Source organism: Oceanirhabdus sp. W0125-5 (genome assembly GCF_027938815.1).
Taxonomy (GTDB): domain Bacteria; phylum Bacillota; class Clostridia; order Clostridiales; family Clostridiaceae; genus Oceanirhabdus.
Window position 1 is genome coordinate 934467 of the sequence record NZ_CP115913.1, and the last position, 26092, is coordinate 960558.

The 26092-nt window shown below is 31.6% G+C and carries 25 protein-coding genes and 1 riboswitch; of the genes, 21 read left to right on the forward strand and 4 right to left on the reverse strand.

Annotated elements, in window-relative coordinates; translation table 11 throughout:
• Positions 1-131 precede the first annotated feature (131 nt).
• From buk to OW730_RS04670, 6 genes are all read left to right on the forward strand, one after another.
• Positions 132-1202 carry a butyrate kinase gene (gene buk / locus OW730_RS04645; RefSeq protein ID WP_271227901.1) on the forward strand — a complete coding sequence of 357 codons (1071 nt, stop codon included), beginning with the start codon at positions 132-134 and terminating at the stop codon, positions 1200-1202.
• A gap of 433 nt (positions 1203-1635) precedes the next feature.
• Positions 1636-2316, forward strand: coding sequence for a nucleotide-binding protein (locus tag OW730_RS04650; RefSeq protein ID WP_271227902.1), 681 nt, complete (start codon positions 1636-1638; stop codon positions 2314-2316).
• A gap of 120 nt (positions 2317-2436) precedes the next feature.
• A complete protein-coding gene (locus tag OW730_RS04655; protein WP_271227903.1) occupies positions 2437-2646 on the forward strand; it encodes a 4Fe-4S dicluster domain-containing protein in 210 nt (69 codons plus the stop codon).
• A 13-nt stretch (positions 2647-2659) separates the two neighbouring features.
• Positions 2660-3730, forward strand: coding sequence for a 3-methyl-2-oxobutanoate dehydrogenase subunit VorB (locus tag OW730_RS04660; protein WP_271227904.1), 1071 nt, complete (start codon positions 2660-2662; stop codon positions 3728-3730).
• Positions 3730-4479, forward strand: coding sequence for a thiamine pyrophosphate-dependent enzyme (locus OW730_RS04665; RefSeq protein ID WP_271227905.1), 750 nt, complete (start codon positions 3730-3732; stop codon positions 4477-4479). Before OW730_RS04660 ends, OW730_RS04665 begins: the two co-directional genes overlap by 1 nt.
• Position 4480: 1 nt before the next feature.
• Positions 4481-5011 carry a 2-oxoacid:acceptor oxidoreductase family protein gene (locus tag OW730_RS04670; RefSeq protein ID WP_271227906.1) on the forward strand — a complete coding sequence of 177 codons (531 nt, stop codon included), beginning with the start codon at positions 4481-4483 and terminating at the stop codon, positions 5009-5011.
• Positions 5012-5222: 211 nt separating this feature from the next.
• On the opposite strand, the gene OW730_RS04675 is transcribed toward OW730_RS04670, so the two are convergent.
• On the reverse strand, positions 5223-6062 hold the full coding sequence (locus OW730_RS04675) for a hypothetical protein (RefSeq protein ID WP_271227907.1): 840 nt from the start codon (positions 6060-6062) through the stop codon (positions 5223-5225).
• A gap of 520 nt (positions 6063-6582) precedes the next feature.
• Between OW730_RS04675 and OW730_RS04680 the strand changes: the two genes are divergently transcribed.
• From OW730_RS04680 to murA, 11 genes are all read left to right on the forward strand, one after another.
• Positions 6583-6729, forward strand: a complete 147-nt coding sequence (locus tag OW730_RS04680) for a hypothetical protein (RefSeq protein ID WP_271227908.1) — start codon at positions 6583-6585, stop codon at positions 6727-6729.
• Between the two features lie 52 nt (positions 6730-6781).
• Positions 6782-6934 carry a hypothetical protein gene (locus tag OW730_RS04685; protein WP_271227909.1) on the forward strand — a complete coding sequence of 51 codons (153 nt, stop codon included), beginning with the start codon at positions 6782-6784 and terminating at the stop codon, positions 6932-6934.
• 134 nt (positions 6935-7068) lie between these two features.
• Complete coding sequence (locus tag OW730_RS04690; RefSeq protein ID WP_271227910.1) at positions 7069-7788, forward strand: cell shape determination protein CcmA; 720 nt, start codon at positions 7069-7071, stop codon at positions 7786-7788.
• Between the two features lie 417 nt (positions 7789-8205).
• A complete protein-coding gene (locus OW730_RS04695; protein ID WP_271227911.1) occupies positions 8206-8856 on the forward strand; it encodes a YhbD family protein in 651 nt (216 codons plus the stop codon).
• Between the two features lie 16 nt (positions 8857-8872).
• Positions 8873-9592: a polymer-forming cytoskeletal protein gene (locus OW730_RS04700; protein WP_271227912.1), complete on the forward strand. Its 720-nt coding sequence runs from the start codon at positions 8873-8875 to the stop codon at positions 9590-9592.
• A 48-nt stretch (positions 9593-9640) separates the two neighbouring features.
• A complete protein-coding gene (locus OW730_RS04705) occupies positions 9641-10315 on the forward strand; it encodes a polymer-forming cytoskeletal protein (RefSeq protein WP_271227913.1) in 675 nt (224 codons plus the stop codon).
• A gap of 21 nt (positions 10316-10336) precedes the next feature.
• Positions 10337-10963, forward strand: coding sequence for a hypothetical protein (locus tag OW730_RS04710; protein WP_271227914.1), 627 nt, complete (start codon positions 10337-10339; stop codon positions 10961-10963).
• A gap of 15 nt (positions 10964-10978) precedes the next feature.
• The gene (locus tag OW730_RS04715; RefSeq protein ID WP_271227915.1) at positions 10979-12040 is read left to right on the forward strand and encodes an endonuclease/exonuclease/phosphatase family protein; all 1062 of its coding nucleotides are present in this window, start codon (positions 10979-10981) and stop codon (positions 12038-12040) included.
• Between the two features lie 53 nt (positions 12041-12093).
• Positions 12094-12214, forward strand: a riboswitch (TPP riboswitch).
• 254 nt (positions 12215-12468) lie between these two features.
• Positions 12469-13782, forward strand: coding sequence for a phosphomethylpyrimidine synthase ThiC (thiC, locus tag OW730_RS04720; RefSeq protein ID WP_271227916.1), 1314 nt, complete (start codon positions 12469-12471; stop codon positions 13780-13782).
• Positions 13775-15103 carry an amidophosphoribosyltransferase gene (gene purF / locus OW730_RS04725; protein ID WP_271227917.1) on the forward strand — a complete coding sequence of 443 codons (1329 nt, stop codon included), beginning with the start codon at positions 13775-13777 and terminating at the stop codon, positions 15101-15103. Before thiC ends, purF begins: the two co-directional genes overlap by 8 nt.
• Before the next feature lie 239 nt (positions 15104-15342).
• Complete coding sequence (gene murA, locus OW730_RS04730; protein ID WP_271227918.1) at positions 15343-16629, forward strand: UDP-N-acetylglucosamine 1-carboxyvinyltransferase; 1287 nt, start codon at positions 15343-15345, stop codon at positions 16627-16629.
• A gap of 239 nt (positions 16630-16868) precedes the next feature.
• Here the strand turns inward: murA and OW730_RS04735 are convergent, their stop codons facing one another.
• Complete coding sequence (locus OW730_RS04735) at positions 16869-17489, reverse strand: HD domain-containing protein (RefSeq protein ID WP_271227919.1); 621 nt, start codon at positions 17487-17489, stop codon at positions 16869-16871.
• 313 nt (positions 17490-17802) lie between these two features.
• Here OW730_RS04735 and OW730_RS04740 point away from each other — a divergent pair, with 313 nt between their 5' ends.
• From OW730_RS04740 to OW730_RS04755, 4 genes are all read left to right on the forward strand, one after another.
• A complete protein-coding gene (locus tag OW730_RS04740) occupies positions 17803-18072 on the forward strand; it encodes a metal-sensing transcriptional repressor (RefSeq protein ID WP_271227920.1) in 270 nt (89 codons plus the stop codon).
• Positions 18073-18080: 8 nt separating this feature from the next.
• Complete coding sequence (locus tag OW730_RS04745) at positions 18081-20537, forward strand: heavy metal translocating P-type ATPase (protein ID WP_271227921.1); 2457 nt, start codon at positions 18081-18083, stop codon at positions 20535-20537.
• Positions 20538-20599: 62 nt separating this feature from the next.
• Positions 20600-20764 carry a hypothetical protein gene (locus OW730_RS04750; protein ID WP_271227922.1) on the forward strand — a complete coding sequence of 55 codons (165 nt, stop codon included), beginning with the start codon at positions 20600-20602 and terminating at the stop codon, positions 20762-20764.
• Positions 20765-20908: 144 nt separating this feature from the next.
• On the forward strand, positions 20909-22414 hold the full coding sequence (locus OW730_RS04755; RefSeq protein WP_271227923.1) for a hypothetical protein: 1506 nt from the start codon (positions 20909-20911) through the stop codon (positions 22412-22414).
• 102 nt (positions 22415-22516) lie between these two features.
• Here OW730_RS04755 and OW730_RS04760 read toward each other — a convergent pair whose 3' ends face one another.
• Positions 22517-24181 carry a flavin monoamine oxidase family protein gene (locus OW730_RS04760; protein WP_271227924.1) on the reverse strand — a complete coding sequence of 555 codons (1665 nt, stop codon included), beginning with the start codon at positions 24179-24181 and terminating at the stop codon, positions 22517-22519.
• Positions 24182-24232: 51 nt separating this feature from the next.
• Positions 24233-25906 (reverse strand): flavin monoamine oxidase family protein, encoded by a 1674-nt coding sequence (locus tag OW730_RS04765; protein WP_271227925.1) that lies wholly within the window; start codon positions 25904-25906, stop codon positions 24233-24235.
• Between the last annotated feature and the right edge of the window lie 186 nt (positions 25907-26092).

Consider the following 26092-nt stretch of genomic DNA (forward strand, 5'->3'; position numbering starts at 1 on the left):
CGAGAGAATCTACTGTGAAATTTTATTTAAACAAGTCCAAAATCTCAAAGGTTTAATGAGTTATGGAATTGTTTAAATAAATTATTGAACTGAGATATCTAAAACGAGAGAGAATTTAGGAGGAAATGTAAATGTCTATGAAAATGTTAGTTATTAATCCAGGTTCAACGTCTACAAAAATTGCTGTTTATGAAGATGAAAAAGCTATAGTTTTAGAAACTTTAAGACACACTGCAGAAGAGATAGGAAGATATGCTTCAATTTTTGAGCAGTTTGATTTTAGAAAAGATGTAATATTAAAAGTATTAAAAGATAAGAAATTTGATATAAATGAATTAGATGCTGTAGTTGGTAGAGGTGGATTACTTAAACCAATCGAAGGTGGAACATATGATGTTAATGAGGCAATGCTTGAAGATTTAAAAGTTGGAGTACTTGGACAACATGCTTCAAATCTTGGTGGAATAATTGCTAATGAAATAGCTAAAGGATTAAATATTCCTTCATATATTGTTGACCCAGTTGTTGTTGATGAAATGGACGAGGTTGCAAGAGTTTCTGGTATGCCTGAAATTGAAAGAATGAGTATATTCCATGCTCTTAACCAGAAGGCAGTTGCTAAAAGATATGCTAAGGAAAATGATAAAAAATATTCAGATGTGAATGTTATTGTAGCTCACTTAGGTGGAGGAATATCTGTAGGGGCTCATAGAGATGGAAGAGTAATTGATGTTAATAATGCATTAGATGGAGAAGGTCCATTCTCACCAGAAAGATCTGGCGGATTACCAATTGGATCTCTTGTTAAGATGTGTTATAGCGGAAAGTATACTATCCAAGAAATTAAAAAGAAGATCACTGGAAAAGGTGGAATTGTTGCTTACTTAGGAAGTAATGATACTAGAGAAGTAGGTAAAATGGCTGATGCTGGTGATGAAAAAGCTAAATTAATTCAAGATGCTATGGCTTATCAAGTAGCAAAAGAGATTGGTCAATGTGCAGCTGTTCTAAGTGGAAAAGTAGATGCAATAATCTTAACAGGTGGAATTGCATACAGTAAATATATCACTGAATATATTAGTGAAAGAGTTGAATTTATAGCACCAGTTGTTATTTATCCAGGAGAAGATGAGATGCTTGCATTAGCACAAGGAGCTCTTAGTGTTCTTAATGGAGAAGAGGAAGCGAAAGAATATAAATAAAACCATAATTGAGAATTGAGAATGTAGAATGGAGAATGATGGACATTTCTCTCCGAGAAATTTTAATTTTATTGTTCCTTGGACAATAAAGGGATACTCGTTTCATTTGTATGAAACATTGTATTTAACTACAATATTTTATCTAAAGATAAAATGAGAAAAACCTATTGAGCTAAAGAACAATAAAATGTAGTTTCTGCCTTAGCAGAAACATCCATCATTCTCAATTCTCAACTCTCAATTTGTTTCTATCAAGCACATAGGTTGTGCTTTTTTTACCTCAGTTGATGCAATAAAATAATCATTTCTAATCAAAAATGAAATATTAATGTCAATTGATTGATTTTTTATAAAAAATCACAATCACTATGTTTTTTTTAAATAATATATGGTATATTATTATTAAAGATTAAGCATAAGGTGGTGATACAAAATGAGTAGAATTAGCATATTTACAGGCCACTTTGGGAGCGGAAAGACTGAAATATCAATTAATTATGCAATAAAACTTGCAGAGCAAGGAAAAAAAGTTGTCATAGTTGATTTAGATGTAGTAAATCCGTTTTTTTGTGTTAGAGAGCTAAAAGAGCAGTTAGAAGAAAAAGGTATTAAAGTTATTTCATCAAACCCTGATTATGTAAATGCTGAACTTATGGTGGTACCACCAGAGGTACTTTCAGTATTTCATGATAAGAGCTATGAGGTTGTTATAGATATTGGTGGCGATGATATGGGTGCAACTGCATTAGGACAGTATAATAAATATATAAAAGCTGAGCCTTATGAGATGTTTTTTGTAATAAATACTAATAGACCATTTACTCAAGATTCCAAAACTGCTGAAGAGTACGTTCAAGAAATTGAATATGCTTCAAGGTTAAAAGCCACTAAATTGATTAGCAATACTAACTTGTCTTATGAAACAACTGAAGAGGATATTCTTAAGGGAGACAGAGAAGTAACAGTTCTTTCAGAAAGATTAGGAATTCCTTATGCGTACACTGTATGCAGGCGTGATTTTGAGGACATAATAAAAGGAAAAGTTAAAGGGGAAGAAATATTTCCAATTGACATCTTTATGATGCCGCCTTGGAGAGCATTTATGGCAGATTAAAATTAATTTATTATATATTATTATGGTTTAAATCTTCTAAATATTAAGTATTATTTCAGCAATACGTTTCTTAAAAGGAATGAATGATAATGGTAATATGTATAAGGAGGGAAAAGGTCAATGGCAAAAGTAATTTTTAGAGAAGAAAGATGTAAGGGCTGTGGTCACTGTTTAGTAGCTTGCCCTAAAAAGATTATTAGCTTTTCTGAAGGATTAAACGTTAAAGGGTATCATCCAGCAACTGTGACAGAAGACAAGATGAAAGATTGTATCGGATGTGGTTCTTGTGGAAAAATTTGTCCAGATTTAGTTATTACTGTTGAAAGATAAGGAGGTATTTACAATGGGTGAAAAGGTTTTAATGAAGGGTAACGAAGCTATTGCAGAAGCTGCGATTAGATCAGGTTGTGAAGCATTCTACGGTTATCCAATAACACCTCAAACTGAGGTATCAGCATATATGGCAAAGAAAATGCCTAAAATAGGAAAAGTATTTTTACAAGCAGAAAGTGAAGTTGCTGCAATAAACATGGTTTATGGAGCTGCAGGAGCAGGGGTTAGAGTTATGACTTCATCTTCATCTCCAGGAATAAGCTTAAAAGCAGAAGGTATTTCATATATTGCAGGAGCAGAGCTTCCATGCGTTATTATAAATATAGTAAGAGGAGGCCCTGGTTTAGGAGGAATCCAACCAGCACAATCTGACTACTTCCAAGCTACTAAAGGTGGAGCACACGGAGATTTCAAAATGCCAGTTTATGCTCCAAGTTCAATTCAAGAAATGGTTGACCTTGTACAAGAGGGATTTGATGTAGCAGATATATACAGAACTCCAGTTATGGTAGTTGGAGATGGTATGTTAGGTCAAATGATGGAACCAGTTGAATTTAAAGAGAGAGAGCAAAGAGAACTTCCAGAAAAAACTTGGGCTGCTGCAGGGTTAAATGGAAGAACACAGCACAACATAATCAACTCTTTATTCTTAAAACCAGAAGAATTAGAAGAGCATAACTATAAGTTAGCTGCTAAATATCAAGAAATTGAAAAGAATGAAACTAAATATGAAATGTTTAACTGTGAAGGTGAAACTGATTTAATAATGGTTGCTTACGGAACAACAGCTAGAATCTGTAAGAATGTTGTTAAAATGGCTGAAGCAGAAGGAATCAAGCTTGGTTTAATTAGACCAATTACTATTTGGCCTTATCCAGTTGAAGCTTTCAACAAAACTATTGATAATACTAAGCATGGTTATATATCAGTAGAGATGAGTTGTGGACAAATGATTGAGGATGTAAGATTAAGCGTTGAAGGAAGAAAACCAGTTCATTTCTATGGAAGAGTGGGTGGAATGGTTCCACATCCAGAAGATATCCTTAACAAAGTTAAAGAGATCGTAGGAGGTGCAAAATAATGGCGGTAGTATTTCAACCAACTAAAGGTTTAGTAGATGTACCTACTCATTACTGTCCAGGATGTACTCATGGAGTAATACACAGACTTGTAGGAGAGGTATTAGAAGAGTTAGAAGTTATTGATAAAGCAATAGGGGTTGCGCCTGTTGGATGTTCAGTTTTAGCATATGACTATTTTGCATGTGATATGTTTGAGGCAGCACATGGTAGAGCGCCAGCTGTTGCAACTGGAGTTAAGAGAGTTAAACCTGATTCAGTGGTATTTACATACCAAGGAGATGGAGACTTAGCGGCTATTGGTACTGCTGAAATAGTACACGCAGCAGCTAGAGGAGAGAATATTGTTACAATATTCGTAAATAACTGTATCTATGGAATGACTGGTGGACAAATGGCTCCAACAACATTACCAGGTCAAGTTACTCAAACTTCTCCATATGGAAGAGATTTAAAAACACAAGGTAATCCAATAAGAGTATCTGAAATGTTAGCTACTTTAGATGGACCTTGTTTCATTGAAAGAGTATCTGTTGATACTGTTCCAAACATAAATAAAGCAAAGAAAGCTATAAAGAAAGCTTTCCAAAACCAAATTGATGGTAAAGGTTTTTCAATGGTAGAGGTTCTTTCAGTATGTCCTACTAACTGGGGTATGTCACCAGTAGAATCTATGACATGGCTGCAAGAGAATATGATCCCATATTATCCTCTTGGGGTTAAAAAAGACACATCAATGGAGGTAAAATAGTATGGCGTCTCAAGAAATTATATTCGCAGGGTTTGGTGGACAAGGAATCCTTTCAATGGGTAAATTCCTATCGTATGCTGGAATGGATGAAGGTTTAAATGTTTCTTGGTGTCCTTCATACGGTCCAGAGATGAGAGGTGGAACAGCTAACTGTTCTGTTATAGTTACAGATGATCAAATAGGATCACCTATAGTTAATAATCCTACTTCAATTGTTGTAATGAATAGACCTTCTTTAGATAAGTTTGAGCACATGGTTGAAAAGGGTGGATTAATCATAGTTGATAGCGACCTAGTTGATAGAGAAGTTGAAAGAGATGATGTTGAGGTTATAAAAATCCCAGCACAAACAGTAGCAAAAGAGATTGGTTCTCAAAAAATTGCTAACATGGTTCTTTTAGGAGCTTTCGTTGAGAAGACAGGAATCATCAAAATGGAGTCTCTAATAGAAGCATTAGGATCAAAAGGTAAAGAAGCATTCTTTGAAGTTAACAAACAAGCTTTAGCTAAAGGTGCTGAATTTGTTAAATAATTAAACCTATTAAGAATAGTATAAGAATAGTTCAAAAAAATTTCATTTTAAAATAGTTCGGTAATATCATTTAAAAAACTTGCTTAATTAAAATAGTAAAGACTCAGAGCGCAGCTCTGAGTCTTTTGTTTATTATGAAGTTCAAAAATATAGCTTCTCACGTAAGTGAGAAGCAACCATCATTATACATTATACATTATCAATTATACATTTATTTTACGTGTTCGTGATTATTAATATGTTCGATGCAATACTCATGAAGACCTTCACATTTAGAGCAATATCTAAATTCCATATTAGGATCTGATACATCTGTCACACCGCAAATTTCACATTTGTGCATAACTTTTGGTTTTTCATAATTCGCAGTAAAAGTCTTGCTTCCACGATTCTTCCTGTAATCATGATATCTTTTTTTATTCATTAGTAAATAATAAATATCCTTCCAAAAGAACAAGAAGTATGGTACTAAAGGTGCTAATGCCACAAGCTTACCACCAATAGGTTGTGTTAATACTGCAAAAGCGATAAAAAGAAGATCTAGATAAGCTAAATATTTCATCTTTACAGGGAGTATTCCATATAGATGAAGTGTAGTATCACCTGCTATAAATGCACAAGCTAAAAATATAGATAAGTGAAGCGGTCCAGAATCAGCAATAGGTGTATTGGTAATTGATGATATAACCAATACTGAAACAATTCCTATTAAGTAATACAAATTCAGTTTAAATGTTCCCCAATAGTATTCTAATGTATTTCCTATATACATCATGAATCGTACTATAAAGAATAAAAATAACGTTGTTATTATGTCAGGCCTAAAACTAGGCATAAAAATAAAGGTAAATATACGCCATATTTGTCCTCTTAAAACCAAATTTATATCAAAATACATAAAATTATTGATAGCATAATATGCTCTAGGTTCAACAAATGCAAAAACAAATAACGCTATGTATACAGCGGAATAAATATATGCTAACTTTGTAACTAAATTTTTTATAGCATATCTTCCGAATTTTCTTTCAAGCTTATCTACAAAACGCATGTTATTCCTCCTTATTTCTTTTTTTGAAATTACAAAATACATAATAGTTTTATTATATTATACCATATGAGAAGAAATAAAATTTTTAATATTTTAAGAAATTAAAAAGATTCCAAAGAGATTATCAAGAAAAATATTAATTATGTTAAGTAAATTAAAGGTTAAAAAATATAAATCAATTTATAAATGATTAAAAATTAAGCATCTGAATGAAACAATGTTACTTGTTATATTGGTTATTACTAATGAAACGGAACAATGTTTTGAAAAGATGAAATGGCTATAGCAGCTGAGTTAGGGGTTATAACAAGCGATGGATTGGAAATAAATGAAAAAAATATTAAAAAATATAAATAAAATACCTTTACAACAAAACAATGTTATGTTACAATAAACTCATAACAAATAAGAAATATATTCCATTTAAGAAAAAATTAATAAAAATAACAACAGAAAATTGTAACACAATATGATAATTCGAATATAAATAAAAGGTATGAAAAATTAGGAGGGAAAAAATATGTTTAGAAAAGAGAAGATGAATGTAAAGACAAATAATGATATGCTTAAGGAGTTTTACTCAAGTGAATATAAACTGTATAGAGAAGAATTAAATAGAGAAATGGATAGAGAAATGATGAATGCTTTACAAAGATCATTGTTTTAGCAAATAGGGAAAGTTGTAGATTGAAATAACTAAAATTAAAAGGAGAATTAATATGTTTAGAAAAGAAAATACAAATATATTTGGAAATCAAGGTATATCAAAAGAGTTTTTGTTATTAGAATATAAAGAATACAGAAATTGCTCTAAAAAAGAATTTGGAGAAGAGTTAACTAAACCTGAAATATACGGAGTAATGGTAATCTAATATAGAATTCGCAGGTGATATAATCACTGCGAGTTCTGTACATAAATTAAAAGTATTTTTAGTAAAGGACTATGAAAAGGAGTCCTAAAAAAATAAGAAACAAACAAAACAATGTTATGTTACAGGAGGCTGTTATGGAAAGAAGAGATTTAAAAGTTTTTGGTTGTACAGATAGGGAAGGCGGAATTTATAGAGATATTTTAATAATGGGTTCTGGAGACATTAAGGGAAATGTAGAGTGTAGATCATATAAGGTTTTTGGATCTGGAGATTTAAATGGAAATATTAAGAGCGAGACTATAAAGATTAATGGATCTGGATATATTAAAGGAGATGCTTATGGAATTGATGTTTCAATTAACGGTTCAGGAGATATTAATGGAAATGTTAAATGTTCAACATTAAAGATAGCAGGGGCAAGTGATATTAAAGGAAATGTTGAGGGAATAGAAGTTGGAATATATGGAACATGTGATATTGATGGAAATTGTGAATGTGAAATCTTTAATGGTAAAGGTGCATTTGAAATTAAGGGTGAATTGATTGCTGATGAAGTAAATATTGAAGTTATTAGGAGTTGTGAAGTTGGAAGTATTGGGGCAGGAAGAGTGATAGTTAGAGGAATTGGGACAGAAGGGTTCAAATCATTTACATTTTTTAAAGGTAAGGGAGAAGGTAAATTTAAATGTGATGTAATTGAAGGTGATGAGATTTACCTTGAGAAAACTGAAGCAAATACAATAAGAGGAAAGAACATTGTAATTGGTCCAGGATGTAAGATTGAGAGTATAGAATATAGTGATAATCTTGAAATAGATGATGAGTCAAAAGTAGAACAAATTATAAAGTTATAATAAAGTTGAAAAAAGTGCAGGGGATAAAGGGGGGCTAAGTGAGTAATAGAGAAAGATTGTGACATAAAACATAACTGAACAGTTCAAAATGGAAAATGGAAAACGATGGAGGCTTTGCTCCGCAAAACTATATTTTATTGTTCTATAGAACAAGAGGGGTTTACTCATTTTATCTTTAGATAAAATATTGTAATTTAGAATACAAGGTTTCATGAAGATGAAACGAGTAAACTATTCTTGTCCCAAGAACAATATGATTAAAATTTCTCGAAGAGAAATATCCTACGTTTTCAACTTTCAATTTTCAACTTTCAACTTTCAATTTGCTTTTCTAAAACACAATGCTTTCTTATTGCTTCATTAAGTACAAGATATTAATATTAGTATAAAAACAAAAAAAATAGGAGTTGAACATTTATGAGTGATAATCTTATATCAAAAAAAGAACTTTTAGAAATCACAGGCATTTCATATGGCCAATTATATAGATGGAAAAGAAAGAAACTTATACCTGAAGACTGGTTTATAAAAAAATCATCTTTTACAGGGCAAGAGACGTTCTTTCCTAAAGATAAGATATTAGCAAGAATAGATAAAATAGTAAATATGAAGGATGGGTTATCTTTAGATGAAATAGCTAATATGTTTGAACCAAAACTTGAAAATATATTTCTTAGAGATGAGGAATTAAAGGAGAAAGGGATTGTAAGTGAATTTACTATAAACATTTTTAAAATGATTCATAAAGAGGAAACGGCATTTTCTTTAGAAAAGATACTTTATATGTTTATTCTTGAAAAATTTATGAAATCTGGGCAGGTAAGTTTGGAAGAAGGAAAGAATATAATAAGAGAACTAGAATATAATTATAAGAAGTTAGAAAAGAAAAGTTTCAACATTGTATTATTCAGGAAGTTTGGAGTACCAATGACTATCATAATAGAGAATGGAATACAATATTTTGTTGATGAGGGAATGAAAGAAGTTCATAAAGAAAATATTATATCAAATTTGGAAGAATTGAAACTTAAGGTAAGAAGCAATTCTGTTATGTTAAAGGAAGATTAAATCTGGAGGTGTTAAAATGAGTGAATTAAGAGATGTTAAGATTTCAGGATCTAGCACTATAACAGGTGGAGAATATAATATCGTTAAAATAAGTGGAAGTGGAAAGATAAATGGTGATATTAAGTGCAATAAATTTGGAATAAGTGGTAGTGCAAGTGTAGATGGATATGTATATACAGATGAGCTTAGAATAAGTGGTTCATGTAAAATTATTGGAGATACAAAATGTGAAACAGGAAGAATAAGTGGTTCAGCAACTATAGAGGGAAATATGAGTGGTAAAGAGATAAGAATAAGTGGTGGAACAAAAATTACAGGGGACATGAATTTTAACACTATCCAAACATCTGGATCCTTAGCTGCTGGTGGAGATGTTGAGGGTGAGAATATAGTTATTAATGGAGCATGCAAAGTTGAGGGATTAATTAATGGTGAAGATATAAATATAAAGCTGGATGGTAAGAGTTACAGCAAGGAGCTTGGAGGAGAAAAAATTACTATAAATAAAAGCCAAGGAAATTCATTTCTTGGAATCTTCGTAAAAGCAGTTTGGAAAGGAAGTTTTGTTTGTGAAAGCATAGAGGGGAATGAGATTGATATAGAATATACTGAATGCAGTGTAGTAAGAGGAAAAAATATTAAGATTGGCCCTGGATGCAAAATCGCGAAAGTAGAATATTACGATATATTAGATATACACGAAGATGCAGAGGTTGGGGAAAAGATTAAGTTATAGGTTTTGTATTTAATTTTAGATTTATAGAAATTTGGGAGGAATAGCACAATGAATGAAAAGATTGGTGATATCACATTAGCAGGTGCAGGGAAGGTTACAGGTGGAAGATACAGAAATGTAACTATAAGTGGAGCTGGTAGTGTACATGGAGACATTGAATGTGAAAAAATGAGTGTAAGTGGGGCTGCTAGTATTAAAGGAAATATACAGTGTAAAAATTTGGAAATATCTGGGGCTACAGGTGTTGATGGAAATTTATCATGTGAGGATATTAATATTGCAGGTGCTGTAAGTGTAAAAGGAACTTTAAATGGGAATAAAATATCTATCAGCGGTATGATTAGAAAGGTTCAAAACTGTGAATGTGACGAGTTTAAAGCTAGTGGTGGATTTACAATAAAAGAATATATAAATGCTGACAAGGTAGATATTGAAGTACAAGGTAAGTGCAGAGTAGATGAAGTTGTTGGTGAAGATATAAGAGTAACATTTAGAGAAAGAAATGGATTTCAAGGATTTATTGATAGGATATTTAATGAGAGAGCTTCATTGTGTGTTGATTCAATAGAGGGAGATAATATTCATCTGGAACACACAATAGCAAAGTTTGTTAGAGGTAAAAATATCACAATTGGGGAAGAGTGTGATATTCAAGTTATTGAGTATTCAGGTGAGATAAATGTGAATGATAAGTCAAATGTTAGTGAAGTAATTAAGTTATAATATCTTAGGGGGGAAAGTGCTATGTTTCAAAAAACATACAATAAAATTTGGTATAAAATAAGGAAAAAATTAAATCTTGGATGGAAAGACCAAGAGGTGGATTATCAATGGCCTTCAAAATACTTACCAATTGTAAGTATAAGAAGTAATGGAGTAACATGCAGTGAAGATGGATTTCATTTAAAATATGATAATAAATCTTGTAAAAAAGGTAAAAGACCTAAGCTTGCAGTAGGTATCGTTGCAATTGGAGATATTGCTGTTGGGTTATTTTCAATGGGAGGAATAGCTCTTGGAGGGGTTGCATTAGGAGGAATAGCTCTCGGATTACTAACATTAGGAGGAGTAGCACTGGGACTTGCATCAGTTGGTGGAATTGCCATTGCAAAATGGGTGGCAGCAGGGGGAGTTGCTGTTGCACAATATATAGCAGCTGGAGGAATTGCCGCAGCATTTACAGCAGCAGTTGGTGGAGTTACTTTATCCAAGCTTAGTATAGGGGCTGTAGCTTTAGGATATGCATCATTTGGTGTTATAGCCATAGGTTATAAGGTTATAGGTATAATTGCAGTTGGAAATTATGGTTGGGGTCTTATACCACTTACAGGGGATGCGTTCAGAAGTATTATAAATCTTTTTAAAAAATAAACTTAGGAGTAGAATATGAAGGAGATGCTTATTCCAATATTAATTAAAATATTTCTCATATTCACAGGATTATTATTAGCGCTATTTATTATTTTTACAGTATTAGTTGATTACAATCCACAGGATGTTATGACAATTAAAATTAATCATGGAGCTTCAAAAAAGGAAGTATCGATAGATGAAGAGCTTACAATAGTTTCTTATAACATTGGATATGGTGGAACTGACAAGAGTCAAGATTTCTATATGTGTGGTGGTAAAGGAACATCCGTAGTAGAAAAATCAACAGTTAATAAGAACATTAAACATATTTTAGAACAGATAAATAATATAAATTCAGATATTTTACTTATACAAGAGGTAGATTCTGATTCAAAGAGAAGTGCGTATATGGATCAAATTCAAATCATTAGAGATAAGTTTAAAGAAATGGATTATGTTTCTGCCTTTACACATAAATCAGGATTTGTACCTGTTCCTATAAAGGAACCAATGGGTAAAATAGAGAGCAGTATAATGACTTTTAGTAAATACAATATTGAAGAAAGTAAAAGATATAAATTGCCAGATAATATTAAGTGGCCTACAAAGGGATTCAAGCATGATAGAGCCATGCTTGAATCAGTGTTGCTCACAAAGAATGGCAAAAAATTAGTTGTTTTAAATATTCATCTTTCTGCTTTTGATGAGGATGCAAAGATAAGAAGAGAGCAATTAGAATTTATTAATGAACATATTAAAACGTATTTAAATAGAGGAGACTATTTAATAATTGGGGGAGATTTTAATCTTATTCTCAATTCTGTGAACATAAAATTTAATTCAAAAGAAAAGAAACCTGATAGATTTGAATATTTTCCAGAGGAAGTATTATTACAACAAACACAGTTGATTTTTGATGATAGTTCCCCAACTGCAAGAAGTTTGAGCAGACCATATGATGAGAATAGCTTCAAGGCTGTTGTTGATGGATTTATTATTTCTAATAATATTGAGGTAATTCAGGTTGAAAATCTAGAGTATGATTTTAAATATAGTGATCATAACCCTGTAGTAATGAAATTTAAATTAAAATAGTCATAGTTAAATGTTGTATTATATGTTATAATTAATCTGAAAATTTAATAAGATATACGTTCTAGGGGTGTTCGAAGAAGTAAAGCTACTTCAAAGGACTGAGATAGAGAATAACTCTGACCCTCATAACCTGATTTAGATAATACTAGCGTAGGGAAGAACTACTGTTAATTATTTAGTGCATTGAATTTAAGTAGATGTATTATTAATATAATTAACTATTATTTAGTTATATTCTAAGATAATTATTAATCTGAGTGTTATGAGGAAGCATTATAGCTTCCTTTTTATTTTGCTTGGATTTCTTAAAGAATTATCTTGAATTATAAACATATTAAAGTTATGAGAGTAATGATAATTCCTGTACCTAGAAAAATAAAAGGGTGCAGGATTTTTTTGTGCCCCCAAATAATCGAGGAGGAATTGAAATGAAGTATACAACTCAAATGGATGCAGCAAAAAAGGGGATAATAACACCAGAAATGCAGAGGGTAGCAGAAAAAGAAAATATACATATTGAATTATTAAGAGAGAGGGTAGCAAAAGGAACAGTAGCTATACCTGCAAATAAGAATCACAAATCATTAGATGCAGAAGGAATTGGAGAGGGATTAAGAACAAAAATCAATGTTAATCTTGGGATTTCAAAGGATTGCTGCAATGTTGAGAAGGAATTTGAAAAGGTGAAACTTGCTATTGAAATGAAAGCAGAGGCAATAATGGATCTTAGTTGTTATGGTAAGACAGAAGAGTTTAGAAAGAAACTTGTTGATTATTCACCAGCAATGATTGGTACAGTTCCAATGTATGATGCGGTTGGTTTCTATGATAAAGAACTTAAGGATTTAACTGCAGATGACTTATTCAGAGTAGTAGAAAAACATGCAGAAGATGGTGTGGATTTTATGACAATCCATGCAGGAATGAATCTTGAAACTGCAGATGTATTTAAGAGAAATCCTAGATTAGGTGGAATTGTATCTAGAGGAGGAAGTATTCTGTATGCTTGGATGGAATTAAACAAACAGGAAAATCCGTTTTTTGAGCAGTATGATAGACTTTTAGATATCTGTGAAAAGTATGATGTAACTTTAAGTTTAGGTGATGCATGCAGACCAGGTGCAATTGAAGATTCAACTGACCATTCTCAAATAAAAGAGCTTATGACTTTAGGTGAGTTGACTAAGAGAGCGTGGGAAAAGAATGTTCAAGTAATGATTGAAGGTCCTGGACATATGGCTATAAATGAGATTGAAGCGAATATGATGTTAGAGAAGAAATTATGTCATGGAGCACCTTTCTATGTTCTTGGACCAATAGTAACAGATGTAGCACCAGGATATGATCATATAACAAGCGCTATAGGTGGAGCAATTGCAGCATCAAAGGGAGCTGATTTTCTATGTTATGTTACACCTGCTGAGCACTTAAGATTACCTGATATTGATGATATGAAAGAAGGAATAATTGCTTCTAAAATCGCTGCACATGCAGGTGATATTGGAAAAGGAATTAAAGGAGCCAGAGAATGGGATTATAAAATGAGTAAGGCAAGGAAGAATTTAGACTGGGAAGAGATGTTCAATTTATGTATTGATGAGGAAAAGGCTAGAAGATATAGAGAAAGTTCAATGCCAGAAGATGAAAAAACTTGTACAATGTGTGGAAAAATGTGTGCAGTTAGAAATATGAATAAAGTTATGGAAGGAAAAAATATAAATATCCTCAGAGAGGATGATTAAGTTGTGGATAAATAGTAGAGAAATTAATGAGGAATGTGGAGTATTTGGTATTTGGAGTAAAAATGAAGAGGAAATACTCACAGACTTAGTTATTGAAGGGTTACACCATCTTCAACATAGAGGGCAAGAAAGTGCTGGAATTGCATCAGTGGAAGATGGAAATATAAAATGCCATAAAGGAATGGGATTGGTACAGAATGTTTTTGGAGATTATCCTCAAGAGCAAAGTAGAGTAAAAGCTGCTATTGGTCATGTTAGATATTCAACAAAAGGAGAAAGCTCTATAGAATATGCCCATCCCTTTGTGGATGATGATAATACAATATCCATATGTCATAATGGAAATGTATCATTTGATTATGAATGTGAAAATGATACTAAAGAAATACTTGATAGTATTATGGAAAATATAAATAATTCTTGTTCAAATAAAAAAGTAGAGGATGTACTTATAAAGGTTCTTAAAGAAGTACATGGCTCATATGCAATTTTGATTTTAATGAAAGAAAAACTCATTGCAATAAGAGATCCTAAAGGAATAAGACCATTATCTATAGGGATTTTAAATGGAAAGTATATTGTATCATCAGAAAGCTGCTCTATTGATGCAATAGGAGGGAAGTTTGAAAGAGAAATTCAACCAGGTGAAATGTTTATAATATCAGATGAAGGGATAAGCAGCCATTTTCCGTTTAAAGAAGAAAAAGGCGCATTATGTTCTTTTGAATATATATACTTTTCTAGAGAAGATTCAATTTTGGGGGGACAAAGGATAATAAATGCAAGAAAAGCGTTGGGTGCTATGTTATGGAGTGAGTGTAATAAAAAACAATATGATTTAGTTATAGGGGTTCCATCATCAGGTATTCCCGCAGCACTGGGTTACTCAAATAAATCAGGGATACCATTTGAAATTGGGTTTGCAAAGAATCGATATATTGGCAGAACATTTATTAATAGTGATAAGAGTAAGATGAGAGAAAATGTACGCAAAAAATTAATTCCAATTGGTGAGAGTTTTAAAGGCAAAAGAATTGTTCTTATTGATGATTCAATAGTAAGAGGAAATACCATGAAAGTACTGATTCAGGAGATAAGAAAATATGAACCTAAGGAAATACATTTAAAGATTGCATCTCCAATAATTAAGAATCCATGTATGCTAGGAATATCAACACCAACTAAGATGGAACTTTTAGGTGGAAGAATGAATGAAGAGGAAATTAAAGAATATTTAGAAGTGGATTCTATTCAATATTTATCTATTGAAGGATTTCAAAAAGCTCTAGGAAGTATAGAAATATGTAGAAAATGTTATTAATTTGGAGAAGTGAATTGGACTGGAATTTAAAGTATTCTAAAATCTCATAATTGTATCATTTTTGTAACTTTTTTAAATTATTTTAAATGATATAATAAAAATATAATGTAAGAAGCTACTATGTAGCTTCTTTAATTTGTGATGAAAATTTCAATAAATTATTGTTTAGTGATAGAACATTTATTATATTAAAAAGCGAAATAATCAGTATGAAGCTGGGGTCTGAAAGGAGTTTATAAATGAGAAGATATGAGGTACAAAACAGCGTTCTTAATGGTGAAATTGGGGTGCCAGGAGCGAAAAATAGTTCATTAGCGTTACTTGCTGCAGCGTGTATGGCTGGAGAAGAGGTTATTCTAGAAAATGTACCAGATATTTTAGATGTAGAAGTTATTAAGCATATATATGATGATATTAATATTAAACATATGACTAATGATGGAAAAATACATATAGATAGCAGAGAGATTTCAAGTGGAGATATTTGTCCTGTTAAATCTTCAAGATACAGAGCTTCTTATTATTTTATTGGAGCATTACTTCATAGATTTGGAAGAGTTTCGATAGGATACCCTGGAGGAGATAACTTTGGTTCAAGGCCTATAGAGCAGCATATAAAAGGCTTTCAAGCTTTAGGTGCAGAGGTTTTATATAAAGAGGATCATTATGTTGTTTATTTAGAAAAAGGGAGAAAATTAGTTGGTAATAAAGTTTATTTTGATGTTATAACTAGCGGAGCAACTATGAATATTCTAATGGCTGCTGTTTTAGCAGAGGGAAGAACCATACTCAAAAATGCTGCTAGAGATCCTGAGGTTGTTGATCTTGCTATGATGCTTTCTCAGATGGGTGCGAAGATAAAAGGGGCAGGAACAGATACTATAATAATAGACGGTGTAGAAAGTCTAGGAGGTTGTACTCATAGAGTTATTCCAGATAGATTAATAGCTGGATCATTATTAATTGCGGCAGGGGCTACAGGAGGAAGTGTTAAGGTTAAAGAAATAATTCCTGAACACTTGATGTCTGTGATAAGTAAATTAGAAGAAGCTGGTATGGAATTTGAAATTGGTGAAGATTATATAATGAATAAAGTTATTGATCAACCTATGGGAATTAAGGTTACAACAGGTATGTATCCTTCATTTGCTACAGATTTACAACAGCCAATGACAGCTCTTTTGATTAATGCCAGCAGTGATTCGCAGATAACTGAAAAGATATATCCAAATAGATTCAAACATTGTCATGAACTAAACAAATTAGGAGCTGGCATAATAATAAAAGAAAGTAGAGCTATCATACCAGGGAAACATAACCTTAAAGGAGACTGGGTAGAAGCTACAGATATAAGAGCTGGAATCTCATTAATAATTGGGGGTATGATGGCAGAAGGTACAACATATATAACTGGAATTGAACATCTTGAGAGAGGATATCCAGATGTTGTAGAAGTATTCCAAAGCTTAGGTGGGAATATTGAATATAAAGAAGATGTTGAAAAAGAAGAATGGGTAACAGCGTAATAAAACCTTAATTGAGAATTGAGAATTGAGAATTGAGAAGGATGGATGTTTCTGCATTCGCAGAAACTACATTGTGATGGCCTTTAGAGTTAGAAATTTTACTCATTTTATCTTGAGATAAAATATTGTAGTAATAGTACAAGGTTTTGTTTTGTAAATTAAAAGAGCCTAATGAAATTATTTAAGGAATAATTTCATTAGGCTCTATACTTTATTATTTAAATTAAAATCTTTAAGGATTATAAATTAAATGTAGTTTCAACAACCCCTGGTAGGATATTATAAATTGATTGACCCATCTTTGATTCAAAATATTTCTTTATCTCAAAAGTAGATTTCCATCTAGCAATGGTATATTCATCTACTCCACCTCGTAAGGACATTTCAATAAGTCTTTTTTCTATCAAACAAAATCCTTCTGGTAAAGAAAGTGAATCACATAATTTTATTAAATTATCATAATCGGTATATTCAATTTCTGATAGGTATTTTAATGCAAAAGCTTTATCCTCCACAAAATCATCCCAATTACCAACAACAACGTTTTGATTATTATATTCGAAGGAAACATGAGTCAAACAAATTCTAGCTAGATCATCATACCCGATACTAACTGCATATTTGTAACCATCTACAGAGTGCCTCATACCAAACTTACCAGCTCGTCTACCAATATCATGAAGCAATCCTAATATATAAGCTTTTTCTGAATCCATTTCAGGTATTTGTTTAGCTATTAATTCTGCGGCTTTAGCAACATTCATAGAATGTTGTACCCATGGTGTAGGACTTAATTTTTCAGCTTCTTTTAGCATAATTTTTGCTTCCTCTAAAGTAGGAATTTTATCAAAGTTAGTCATAAAGTAGTTCCCCTTTCGTATCTCAATAATTATTACTATACCATAATATTACAATAAATACAAAAATACACCAATGGTATCAGCATATTAAGCTTCTTATATTAATATTATTATTCAGTATTCTCAATTCTACATTCTGAATTATCCATTTCTTTAAATCCGAGTAAAACACTAAACTTTTTCTTGACATTATTAAATAAAAGGTGTTTAATATAATTAAGTCACCCCCCTGGGGTAGGGGGTGTGAAGTTTAAATTTAAACATATATTAAAATTGAAAATAAAAGTTATTACAAAAATAGGAGTTGATACACATGAATGATGAAAAAAAGAAAGCACTTCAATCATTAAAGACATGTAAAGGGCAAATAGAAGGTATTATGAAGATGATTGAGGATGAGAGATACTGTGTTGATATATCAAATCAGATTATTGCTGCACAAGGTCTTTTAAAAAAAGCTAATATGCTTATATTAAAACAGCATATGAATTGCTGTGTGAGAACAGCATTTGTGAATAACGATAGGGCAGATGAGAAAATAGATGAGGTTATGAGTATAATCAATAAGATTACTGGAAAGTAGGTGTTTATATGGAGAAAACCAATATAGAAAGAAAAACTTTTAATATTGAGGGTATGACATGTGCTGCTTGTTCAAGAAACATTGAGAGAAGTGTAGGAAGAATGAAAGGGGTACAAGAAATTAGTGTTAATCTAGCAACTAACAAGATGACTGTATCTTTTGATACTGAGGTTATAAAGAAAGAAGATATAATTGAAAGAGTTGAAAAAGCCGGGTTTAAAGCTAAAGCAGATGAGAAAGTCAAGGTTCTGTCTATAAAAGGAATGACATGTGCTGCATGTTCACGAACAGTTGAAAGAACAGTTGGAAGGATGAAGGGAATAAACACTTGTCAGGTAAACCTTGCAAGCGAAAAGATGACTATAACATATGATCCTGAGATTGTGAGAATAAGTGATGTAAGGAAACGAGTAGAAAAAGCAGGATTTGAGGCTGTAAATGAGATAAAAGAGGATGTTCATGCAGAGGAAAAAAACAAAGAAATAAATACTCTATGGAATAGATTTAAGATATCACTTGGATTTACAATACCTTTAATGATCATATCCATGGGACATATGGTAGGACTTAAATTGCCACAGATTATAGATGTTCACCATAATCCACTGAATTTTGCTTTAATTCAACTTATATTAACTACACCAGTTTTAATTGCAGGGAAAAAATTCTTTCAGGTTGGATTTAAATCTTTAATCAGAAGAAGTCCTAATATGGATACATTGATAGCTATAGGTAGTTCAGCAGCATATTTATATGGAATATATGCAGTAATTATGATAGCTTTAGGAGATACTGATTATGTGATGCAATTATACTTTGAATCTGCAGCTGGAATATTAACGTTTATAACTTTAGGTAAATCATTAGAAGCTAGATCAAAAGGTAAAACATCAGAAGCAATTAAAAAGCTTATGGGGCTTCAACCTAAAACAGCAATAATAATTAAAGATGGAATAGAAGAAGAGATTTCAATAGATGATGTTGAAGTTGGAGATATTATCTTAGTTAAACCAGGAGAGAAACTGCCTGTAGATGGAGTAGTTACTGAAGGAAAAACAAGTATTGATGAATCTATGCTAACAGGGGAGAGCATACCTGTTGAGAAGAGTGTTGATAGCAAGGTAATCGGAGCAAGTATAAATAAGAATGGAGTAATTAAATATAGAGCAACTAAAGTTGGTGGAGATACGGCTTTAGCACAGATTATAAAACTTGTAGAAGAAGCTCAAGGCTCAAAAGCACCAATAGCTAAATTAGCAGATATAATTTCAGGATATTTTGTCCCAACGGTAATAGTTCTTGCTGTACTTGGAGGATTAGGATGGTTAATAGCTGGATACAGCATTAGTTTCGCTTTAAAGATATTTATTGCAGTATTAGTTATTGCATGCCCATGTGCTTTAGGATTAGCAACTCCTACAGCTATAATGGTTGGAACAGGAAAAGGTGCTCAATATGGAGTGCTTATAAAGAGTGGAGAAGCCCTTGAAACAGCACATAAATTGAATTATATAATCTTTGATAAGACAGGAACGATAACAGAAGGAAAGCCTAAGGTTACAGATATAATAGCTAATGGGGAATATTCAAATGAAGATATTCTTAAAATATCAGCTTCAATTGAAAAGGGATCAGAGCATCCTTTAGGAGAAGCAATTGTGAGAGAAGCAAATGAACAGAAGGTTGAACTTTGGAATGGTGAGGATATTAAAGCTGTACCAGGTCATGGTATAGAAGGTGTAGTCAATGGAAAGAAAGTTCTCTTTGGTAACATCAAGCTTATGAATGATAGAAATATAGAGGTTGAACGTTTAAAGGAAAGAGCTGAACAGTTAGCCTCTCAAGGAAAAACTCCTATGTATATTGCCATTGAAGAAAAAATTGCTGGAATTGTTGCAGTGGCTGATACTGTAAAGGAAAGCAGTAAGAGAGCAATAGAAAAACTTCATGGAATGGGTATAGGTGTTGCCATGATAACTGGGGATAATAAAAGGACAGCACATGCTATTGCTAAAGAAGTAGGAATAGAAACAGTTCTTGCAGAAGTTTTACCTGAGCATAAAGCAGAAGAGGTGAAAAAGCTACAGAAGGATAACACTAAAGTTGCAATGGTTGGAGATGGGATAAATGATGCACCAGCCCTTGCACAGGCTGATATAGGTATAGCAATTGGATCAGGAACAGATGTTGCAATGGAATCTGCTGATATTGTTCTTATGAGAAGTGATTTGATGGATGTACCAACAGCAATAGAATTGAGTAAGAAAACAGTTGTTAATATCAAGCAAAACTTATTCTGGGCATTTATATACAATATTATAGGTATACCGATAGCTATGGGAGTACTTTATATATTCAATGGACCATTATTAAATCCTATGTTTGCAGCAGCGGCTATGAGTTTAAGCTCTGTTTCAGTTGTATCAAATGCGTTAAGATTGAAAGGGTTTAAACCTAAAATATAATAAGGAAGGTGTTTTAAATGAAGAAAAAATTATTAATAGAAGGTATGTCATGAGGCTCTTGTGTGAGACGTGTCAGGGGCGCACTAGAGAGTATTGAAGGAGTTAAGGTAGAAGATATTAATATGGGTGAAGCTATTATATCAGTACCTGAATCTGTATCTGATGAAGTTATAAATGATACTGTATATGATGCGGGTTATGATGTAGTAGAATCAAGTGTAATTTAATATTTAAAATAAGAACCACAGACATTTGATAAATAGATCAATATGTTTGTGGTTTATTTATGTGAAAAAATTGGATATAATCTATATAAGGTTATGAGAATGAAATTTTAAATGTTTATTGAATTCAGAAAGGGGGAATAGATCATGAAGGTAGAAATATGTAAAACCAAGAAGAGTATTATAAATGATAATTTTAATATGATATTCTCTGGGAAACGAAGATTTTTCTTTGGTGGAGCAGTTAGTGTTGGCATAGTATTAAGTCTATTTGGAAGAAATGAAGGTTTTTTAATATTGGCATTCTCACTTGGTTTTTTAGGGTTATCAGCACTTTCAATCTTTAGTATATTAAGAAAAATAAAAGGTGATAAATTAGAACTTACATATGAATTTGAGGGAAGTGAGTTAAAAGTACAGAATCCAATGGGTATAATAAATGTAAAAACTCAAGAGATTGTGGGAATTGAAGAAAATCAGTGTTTTTACTTGCTAGAAATAAAAAATCCAAATGGAAGAAACTCTAAATTGCCATTATATAAAACAGGAGTAATAGAGGGAGATATTGATGAGCTAATTAATAATTTAAGAGTTCAGTTGAATAAAGAATTTGAAGAGGAAGAAAATATAGATAAAGAGGATGATATAATGGAAGATAGAAGTGAATTAAATTCAGTAGATTCAGATGAGGATAAAAGAACTGAGGATAACATTGGAGATAAAGAGATGAAAGAAAAGGATATAGAAAACAAACAAGAGAAAGATGTGAAAGAAATGAAAATCGAAGATAATAATGAAATAGAGATCACTCAAAATAATGAAATAGAAAGTATTACAAATAATGAAGAGAATGAAATTATTGAAATTGAAGAAAGTGAAATTCAAGAAAAAATAGTAGAAGAAAATGATGAAGTTAATAAAGTTGATACATATGAGATAAGAAACATAGTTAAATTCCAAAATAAATTTACAAATGATTTTATAAGATGTTTTAAGAGGCAGCTTTCAAGGGTTACTTTAATAGTATTCATATTTGCCGCGATTACTATGGGGATTATTTCAATGATTAATGGAGCAAAGGTATTTGGGACAATTTTTCTAGTTGTTGGTGCACTTGCTGTAGTTTCTCCAGTAATACAAGTTTACTCCACTAGGAAGAATACTAAGGGAATTAAGAGCATTGGGATAGATGAAAATGATGATATTGTAATAGATAATGGTGTAGTGAGAAATGTATACAAGAAAAAGCATGTTGCAGTTGGTAAGACTGAGGATGAAGAGATAATTGTAACGGTACTATCTAATAAAAGTATTACTTTTGGAATAAAGAAAGAAGAGATAGTTGAAGGTGATCCATACGAGCTTTTTAAAATATTAAAAGTAGGGAAAGTTAGGGAGTTTAATTGGTTGGGGTTATTTGCCTTAGGAGTATCAACTATAGGGTTGTTCCAAATACCAATTACACTTGGATGGATAAGCTTTAATAAACCTACTATAGCTATAATAATCTCTATAGCTTGTGTTATTATATCACTGTTATTAGCTGTGATGGCTATATTTAGTAAAGGTAAAGTGAAGAAACAAGCAAATTGGGCAATATTATTTGATATAATAATAGCAGGGTTCTTTGTTTGGACATATTTAAATAAATAATATTAAGGTAGAAATTCACATAATAAGTTAGTGGAGTTCTACCTTTTTTTATATAAATAATTAATTATTTACTTCAAATATCTATTATAAACATAGCTGAACTTAATAATTCTTAACAATCACCTTTGCAATTTTATTTGAAGCATCTAGAGCGCTTTTTATAGCACCTTGCATCCAGCCGTGAGTTGGTGACACATGTTCACCGGCAAAAAACATTTTGTTATCATATTGAGGTTTTGCTAGATCATGTAGGAAGGTGCGCTTTTGATCAGGATTGAAACAGGAAAAAGCACCACCAATCCATCTCTCTGAATTCCAATGACTTATTTTATAATCTAAAACATATTTATCTAATGAATTTTGTGGTAAGCCATGGATTTTCTCAAGATTTCTATTCATGTATTCTAATATTGTATTTTCTCCTAGAGATGCAAGTTTGGTTGCATCAAGAGCAAGGTTAAAACAGGCTAAAAGAACACCTGGTTCTTCGGGATTTTTTATACCTTTATAATAATGATCGCTAGGATAATAGATTACTCCATTTGGCAAATCAGTTGTGGAAGTTCCACTGAAAATGCCTAAGTCTTCCCAAAATCTACGTTTATAAAATACAAAAACTTTAAGAGAATCAATATAATTAAGTTCTCTCATTCCTTGAGTAGCAATATTAGATTCTAAATTACTCATTTCAATATTATTTAGAAGTGAAAAAGGAATTGTATTTACAACAAAGTCACATTTTTCATAGCGCAATCGACCACTACTTTTATATGCAAGTGTAACTTTATTATCTCCTTTGTTCCAAATTATCTTCTTTATTGGAGAGTATATTGACCATCCTAAAATACCTACATCCTCATGGTTAATTCCATAAGAGGTGGAGTTTGAGAATCCTTCTCTCCACAAAGAAGCTGGTAATTTATTCATACCATCTGTCAGTTCAAAACATTGAGAATAATTTAGAGGATATTCATTCTGCATTATTTCGGAGTAACTAAAAGGTTGTAAAGATCTAATAAATGGAGTTAAAGAAGAGACTAAGTCAATAGCACCTTCACTTAAATAAGCTTTTGTGAGCATTTCACGCAGGCTGAATTCACACAATTGATTATATTTAAACGAATATTGATTTTTTATTTGTAAAATTTCTTTTCTTTCTGAAGATGTTAGTGATAGTAAAGGTTTAACTAATGCGTTGTGAAGCATTTCATTCCAATGAATATTCTTCTCCCAATTTTCTAAATTAAAAAGGGGATATATTTTTTTCATTGCCATTTTTCCATGTAAAGGATTCTGAAATCGTATATTTTTTATATAAGTAAATCCATTAAGGTTTTTATATATAAATGGTCGGGTATTAATTTTAAATAGATTTATATAATGCCAAACACATTCATGACTGATTGGTACGCACATAGAACCTAATTCTGCTCGGTATTTACTTTTTTTATCAAAATGATGAGTAGAAATTCTCCCTCCAATTCTATCGCTTGCTTCATATAAGTGAATGTTAACTCCTAATTTTCTTAGTTCAAAGGCAGCAGTTAGACCGCTGAGGCCCCCACCAATGATACCAATGTTTATGTTTTTACCTTTAGCATAACCTGAAGGGCATATGCTTGTAATATCTTCAGGTGGAGATAAAGCATCAATTATATCGGGAAGGTCTTCTTTTCTCCCTCTTATTTCAAGGAGCTTTTCAAGTAACTCCCATCGTTCAGTATTAGTAGGATTTGAAATATAATTATATCTTAAATCATTATTCAATTGAATTAACTCCAAAATTGTTTCATAATATTATATTTTTTAAAAATGGGATTAGAACTTTTTGGTGATTAATCTAGCAATTTTATTTGAAGCCTCAAGAGAACTTCTCATACCACCTTGAATCCAAGCATGTGTAAATGAAACATGCTCTCCCGCAAAGAACATCTTATTGTCATATTCAGGTTGAGTCATTTCGTAAAGGAAATGTCGTTTTTGATTAGGATAAAAGAATGCAAAAGCATCACCTATCCACTTCATTTTACTCCATTGAAGGATTTTATAATCTAGAACGTACTTATCTAACATTCCTTCAGATAAACCATGAATTTTCTCTATGTTTCTATTTACGAACTGTATTATCTCATCATCATTAAGTGAGGTTAGATTTGATGCTTCTAAAGCAAGATTGTACCAAGCTAATAGAACTCCAGGTTCTTCAGGATTAATTGTCTTACTATAATAATGATCACTTGGATAATATATATGTGCATTGCTTAAGTCGCTTAAAGAGTAGCCAGCAATTATGCCTAAATCTTCCCAAAATCTTCTTTTATATAATATATAGACCTTTACTGCATCCATATAATTAACTTCTGTTATAGCTTGAGTTAAGATATTTGATTTTAATTTGCTCATATCAATATTACGGAGGGTTGAAAAAGGGATTGTATTTATAACAAAATCAAATTTTTTGTGAACTAACTGGTTATTTTCTTTATGACTTAGAGATACCTGTGAATCTCCTTCCTCCCAAAATATTTTTTCAATAGGAGTACTTAATTTAAGTGTCATAGTTCCCAAATCTTCAGGTTTAACACCATATGAAGGATGATTATCTGATTTTAGTGCATCTAAAAAAGCCTCAGTAATTGAAATGAAATTATTTACAGGTTGATAAAGGTTAGAAAAATGCATGGGATATTCATCGTGTAAAATCTCAGAGTAGCTATATGGTTGCAAGGGTCTTAAAAAGGGAGAGAAAGAACAAACTAAATCTACTGCACCATCACTTAAATAACCTTTTTTCAGCATTTGTCTTAAGTTATATTGACATAGAGTGTTGTATTTATAAGAATATTTTTTCTTTATTTGTACAATATCTTTGCGCTCAGATGGAGTTAATGATAATAAAGGGGTTACTATTGCATTATTTAACATTTCACCCCAATGAAGTTTTTTTTCCCAGTCTTGTAAATCAAATAGAGGGTAAATTTTTTTCATAGATTCCTGTTCTTCAATATCATCACATAGGCATACACCTTTTATATAGGTAAATCCATTTAGTGTTCTTTGAATGAAAGGACGAGTTTCAATTTTAAAGAGATTTAAATAATGCCATGTACATTCATGTGCAAGAGGTATTCTCATTGCACCAAGTTCAGCAGCATATTTTCTTTCCTTATCAAAAAAGTGGGTGTATATTCTGCCACCGTATCTATTGCTTGCTTCATATAGGGTTACATCTACCCCTAATTTTCTTAGTTCAAAAGCCGCAACAAGGCCGCTTATTCCACCACCGATTACAGCAACATTTATATTCTTTCCCTTACCATAACCAGGAGGACATATTTTTATAATATCTTCAGGATGAGAATAACCTTCAAGGATATAAGGGAGGTCTTCTTTGCGGCCAGCTGATGTAAGAAGTTGTTCAAGTAACTGATGACGTTCACTATCTGTAGGGCTGAAAAGCTCATCTACTCTACTATTAAGATAATTTTTCAATAGAATTGACTCCAAAATTGTTTCATAATATTATATTTGTTCAATATATGATTTAGTACCATATAATATAATCATAAAATAAATATTTTAAGCATGATAAATTGATTAAGGCACAATATATTAATATAATTAATATAATATGAATAAAATTGGAGATTACTGTTTTAATGTGATAAAATTATAGTA

Excerpts from the sequence above, each read along its gene's own strand:
- buk (WP_271227901.1), top strand. The coding sequence starts at position 132 with ATGTCTATGAAAATGTTAGTTATTAATCCAGGTTCAACGTCTACAAAA.
- OW730_RS04650 (WP_271227902.1), top strand. The coding sequence starts at position 1,636 with ATGAGTAGAATTAGCATATTTACAGGCCACTTTGGGAGCGGAAAGACT.
- OW730_RS04655 (WP_271227903.1), top strand. The coding sequence starts at position 2,437 with ATGGCAAAAGTAATTTTTAGAGAAGAAAGATGTAAGGGCTGTGGTCAC.
- OW730_RS04660 (WP_271227904.1), top strand. The coding sequence starts at position 2,660 with ATGGGTGAAAAGGTTTTAATGAAGGGTAACGAAGCTATTGCAGAAGCT.
- OW730_RS04665 (WP_271227905.1), top strand. The coding sequence starts at position 3,730 with ATGGCGGTAGTATTTCAACCAACTAAAGGTTTAGTAGATGTACCTACT.
- OW730_RS04670 (WP_271227906.1), top strand. The coding sequence starts at position 4,481 with ATGGCGTCTCAAGAAATTATATTCGCAGGGTTTGGTGGACAAGGAATC.
- OW730_RS04675 (WP_271227907.1), bottom strand. The coding sequence starts at position 6,062 with ATGCGTTTTGTAGATAAGCTTGAAAGAAAATTCGGAAGATATGCTATA.
- OW730_RS04680 (WP_271227908.1), top strand. The coding sequence starts at position 6,583 with ATGTTTAGAAAAGAGAAGATGAATGTAAAGACAAATAATGATATGCTT.
- OW730_RS04685 (WP_271227909.1), top strand. The coding sequence starts at position 6,782 with ATGTTTAGAAAAGAAAATACAAATATATTTGGAAATCAAGGTATATCA.
- OW730_RS04690 (WP_271227910.1), top strand. The coding sequence starts at position 7,069 with ATGGAAAGAAGAGATTTAAAAGTTTTTGGTTGTACAGATAGGGAAGGC.
- OW730_RS04695 (WP_271227911.1), top strand. The coding sequence starts at position 8,206 with ATGAGTGATAATCTTATATCAAAAAAAGAACTTTTAGAAATCACAGGC.
- OW730_RS04700 (WP_271227912.1), top strand. The coding sequence starts at position 8,873 with ATGAGTGAATTAAGAGATGTTAAGATTTCAGGATCTAGCACTATAACA.
- OW730_RS04705 (WP_271227913.1), top strand. The coding sequence starts at position 9,641 with ATGAATGAAAAGATTGGTGATATCACATTAGCAGGTGCAGGGAAGGTT.
- OW730_RS04710 (WP_271227914.1), top strand. The coding sequence starts at position 10,337 with ATGTTTCAAAAAACATACAATAAAATTTGGTATAAAATAAGGAAAAAA.
- OW730_RS04715 (WP_271227915.1), top strand. The coding sequence starts at position 10,979 with ATGAAGGAGATGCTTATTCCAATATTAATTAAAATATTTCTCATATTC.
- thiC (WP_271227916.1), top strand. The coding sequence starts at position 12,469 with ATGAAGTATACAACTCAAATGGATGCAGCAAAAAAGGGGATAATAACA.
- purF (WP_271227917.1), top strand. The coding sequence starts at position 13,775 with ATGATTAAGTTGTGGATAAATAGTAGAGAAATTAATGAGGAATGTGGA.
- murA (WP_271227918.1), top strand. The coding sequence starts at position 15,343 with ATGAGAAGATATGAGGTACAAAACAGCGTTCTTAATGGTGAAATTGGG.
- OW730_RS04735 (WP_271227919.1), bottom strand. The coding sequence starts at position 17,489 with ATGACTAACTTTGATAAAATTCCTACTTTAGAGGAAGCAAAAATTATG.
- OW730_RS04740 (WP_271227920.1), top strand. The coding sequence starts at position 17,803 with ATGAATGATGAAAAAAAGAAAGCACTTCAATCATTAAAGACATGTAAA.
- OW730_RS04745 (WP_271227921.1), top strand. The coding sequence starts at position 18,081 with ATGGAGAAAACCAATATAGAAAGAAAAACTTTTAATATTGAGGGTATG.
- OW730_RS04755 (WP_271227923.1), top strand. The coding sequence starts at position 20,909 with ATGAAGGTAGAAATATGTAAAACCAAGAAGAGTATTATAAATGATAAT.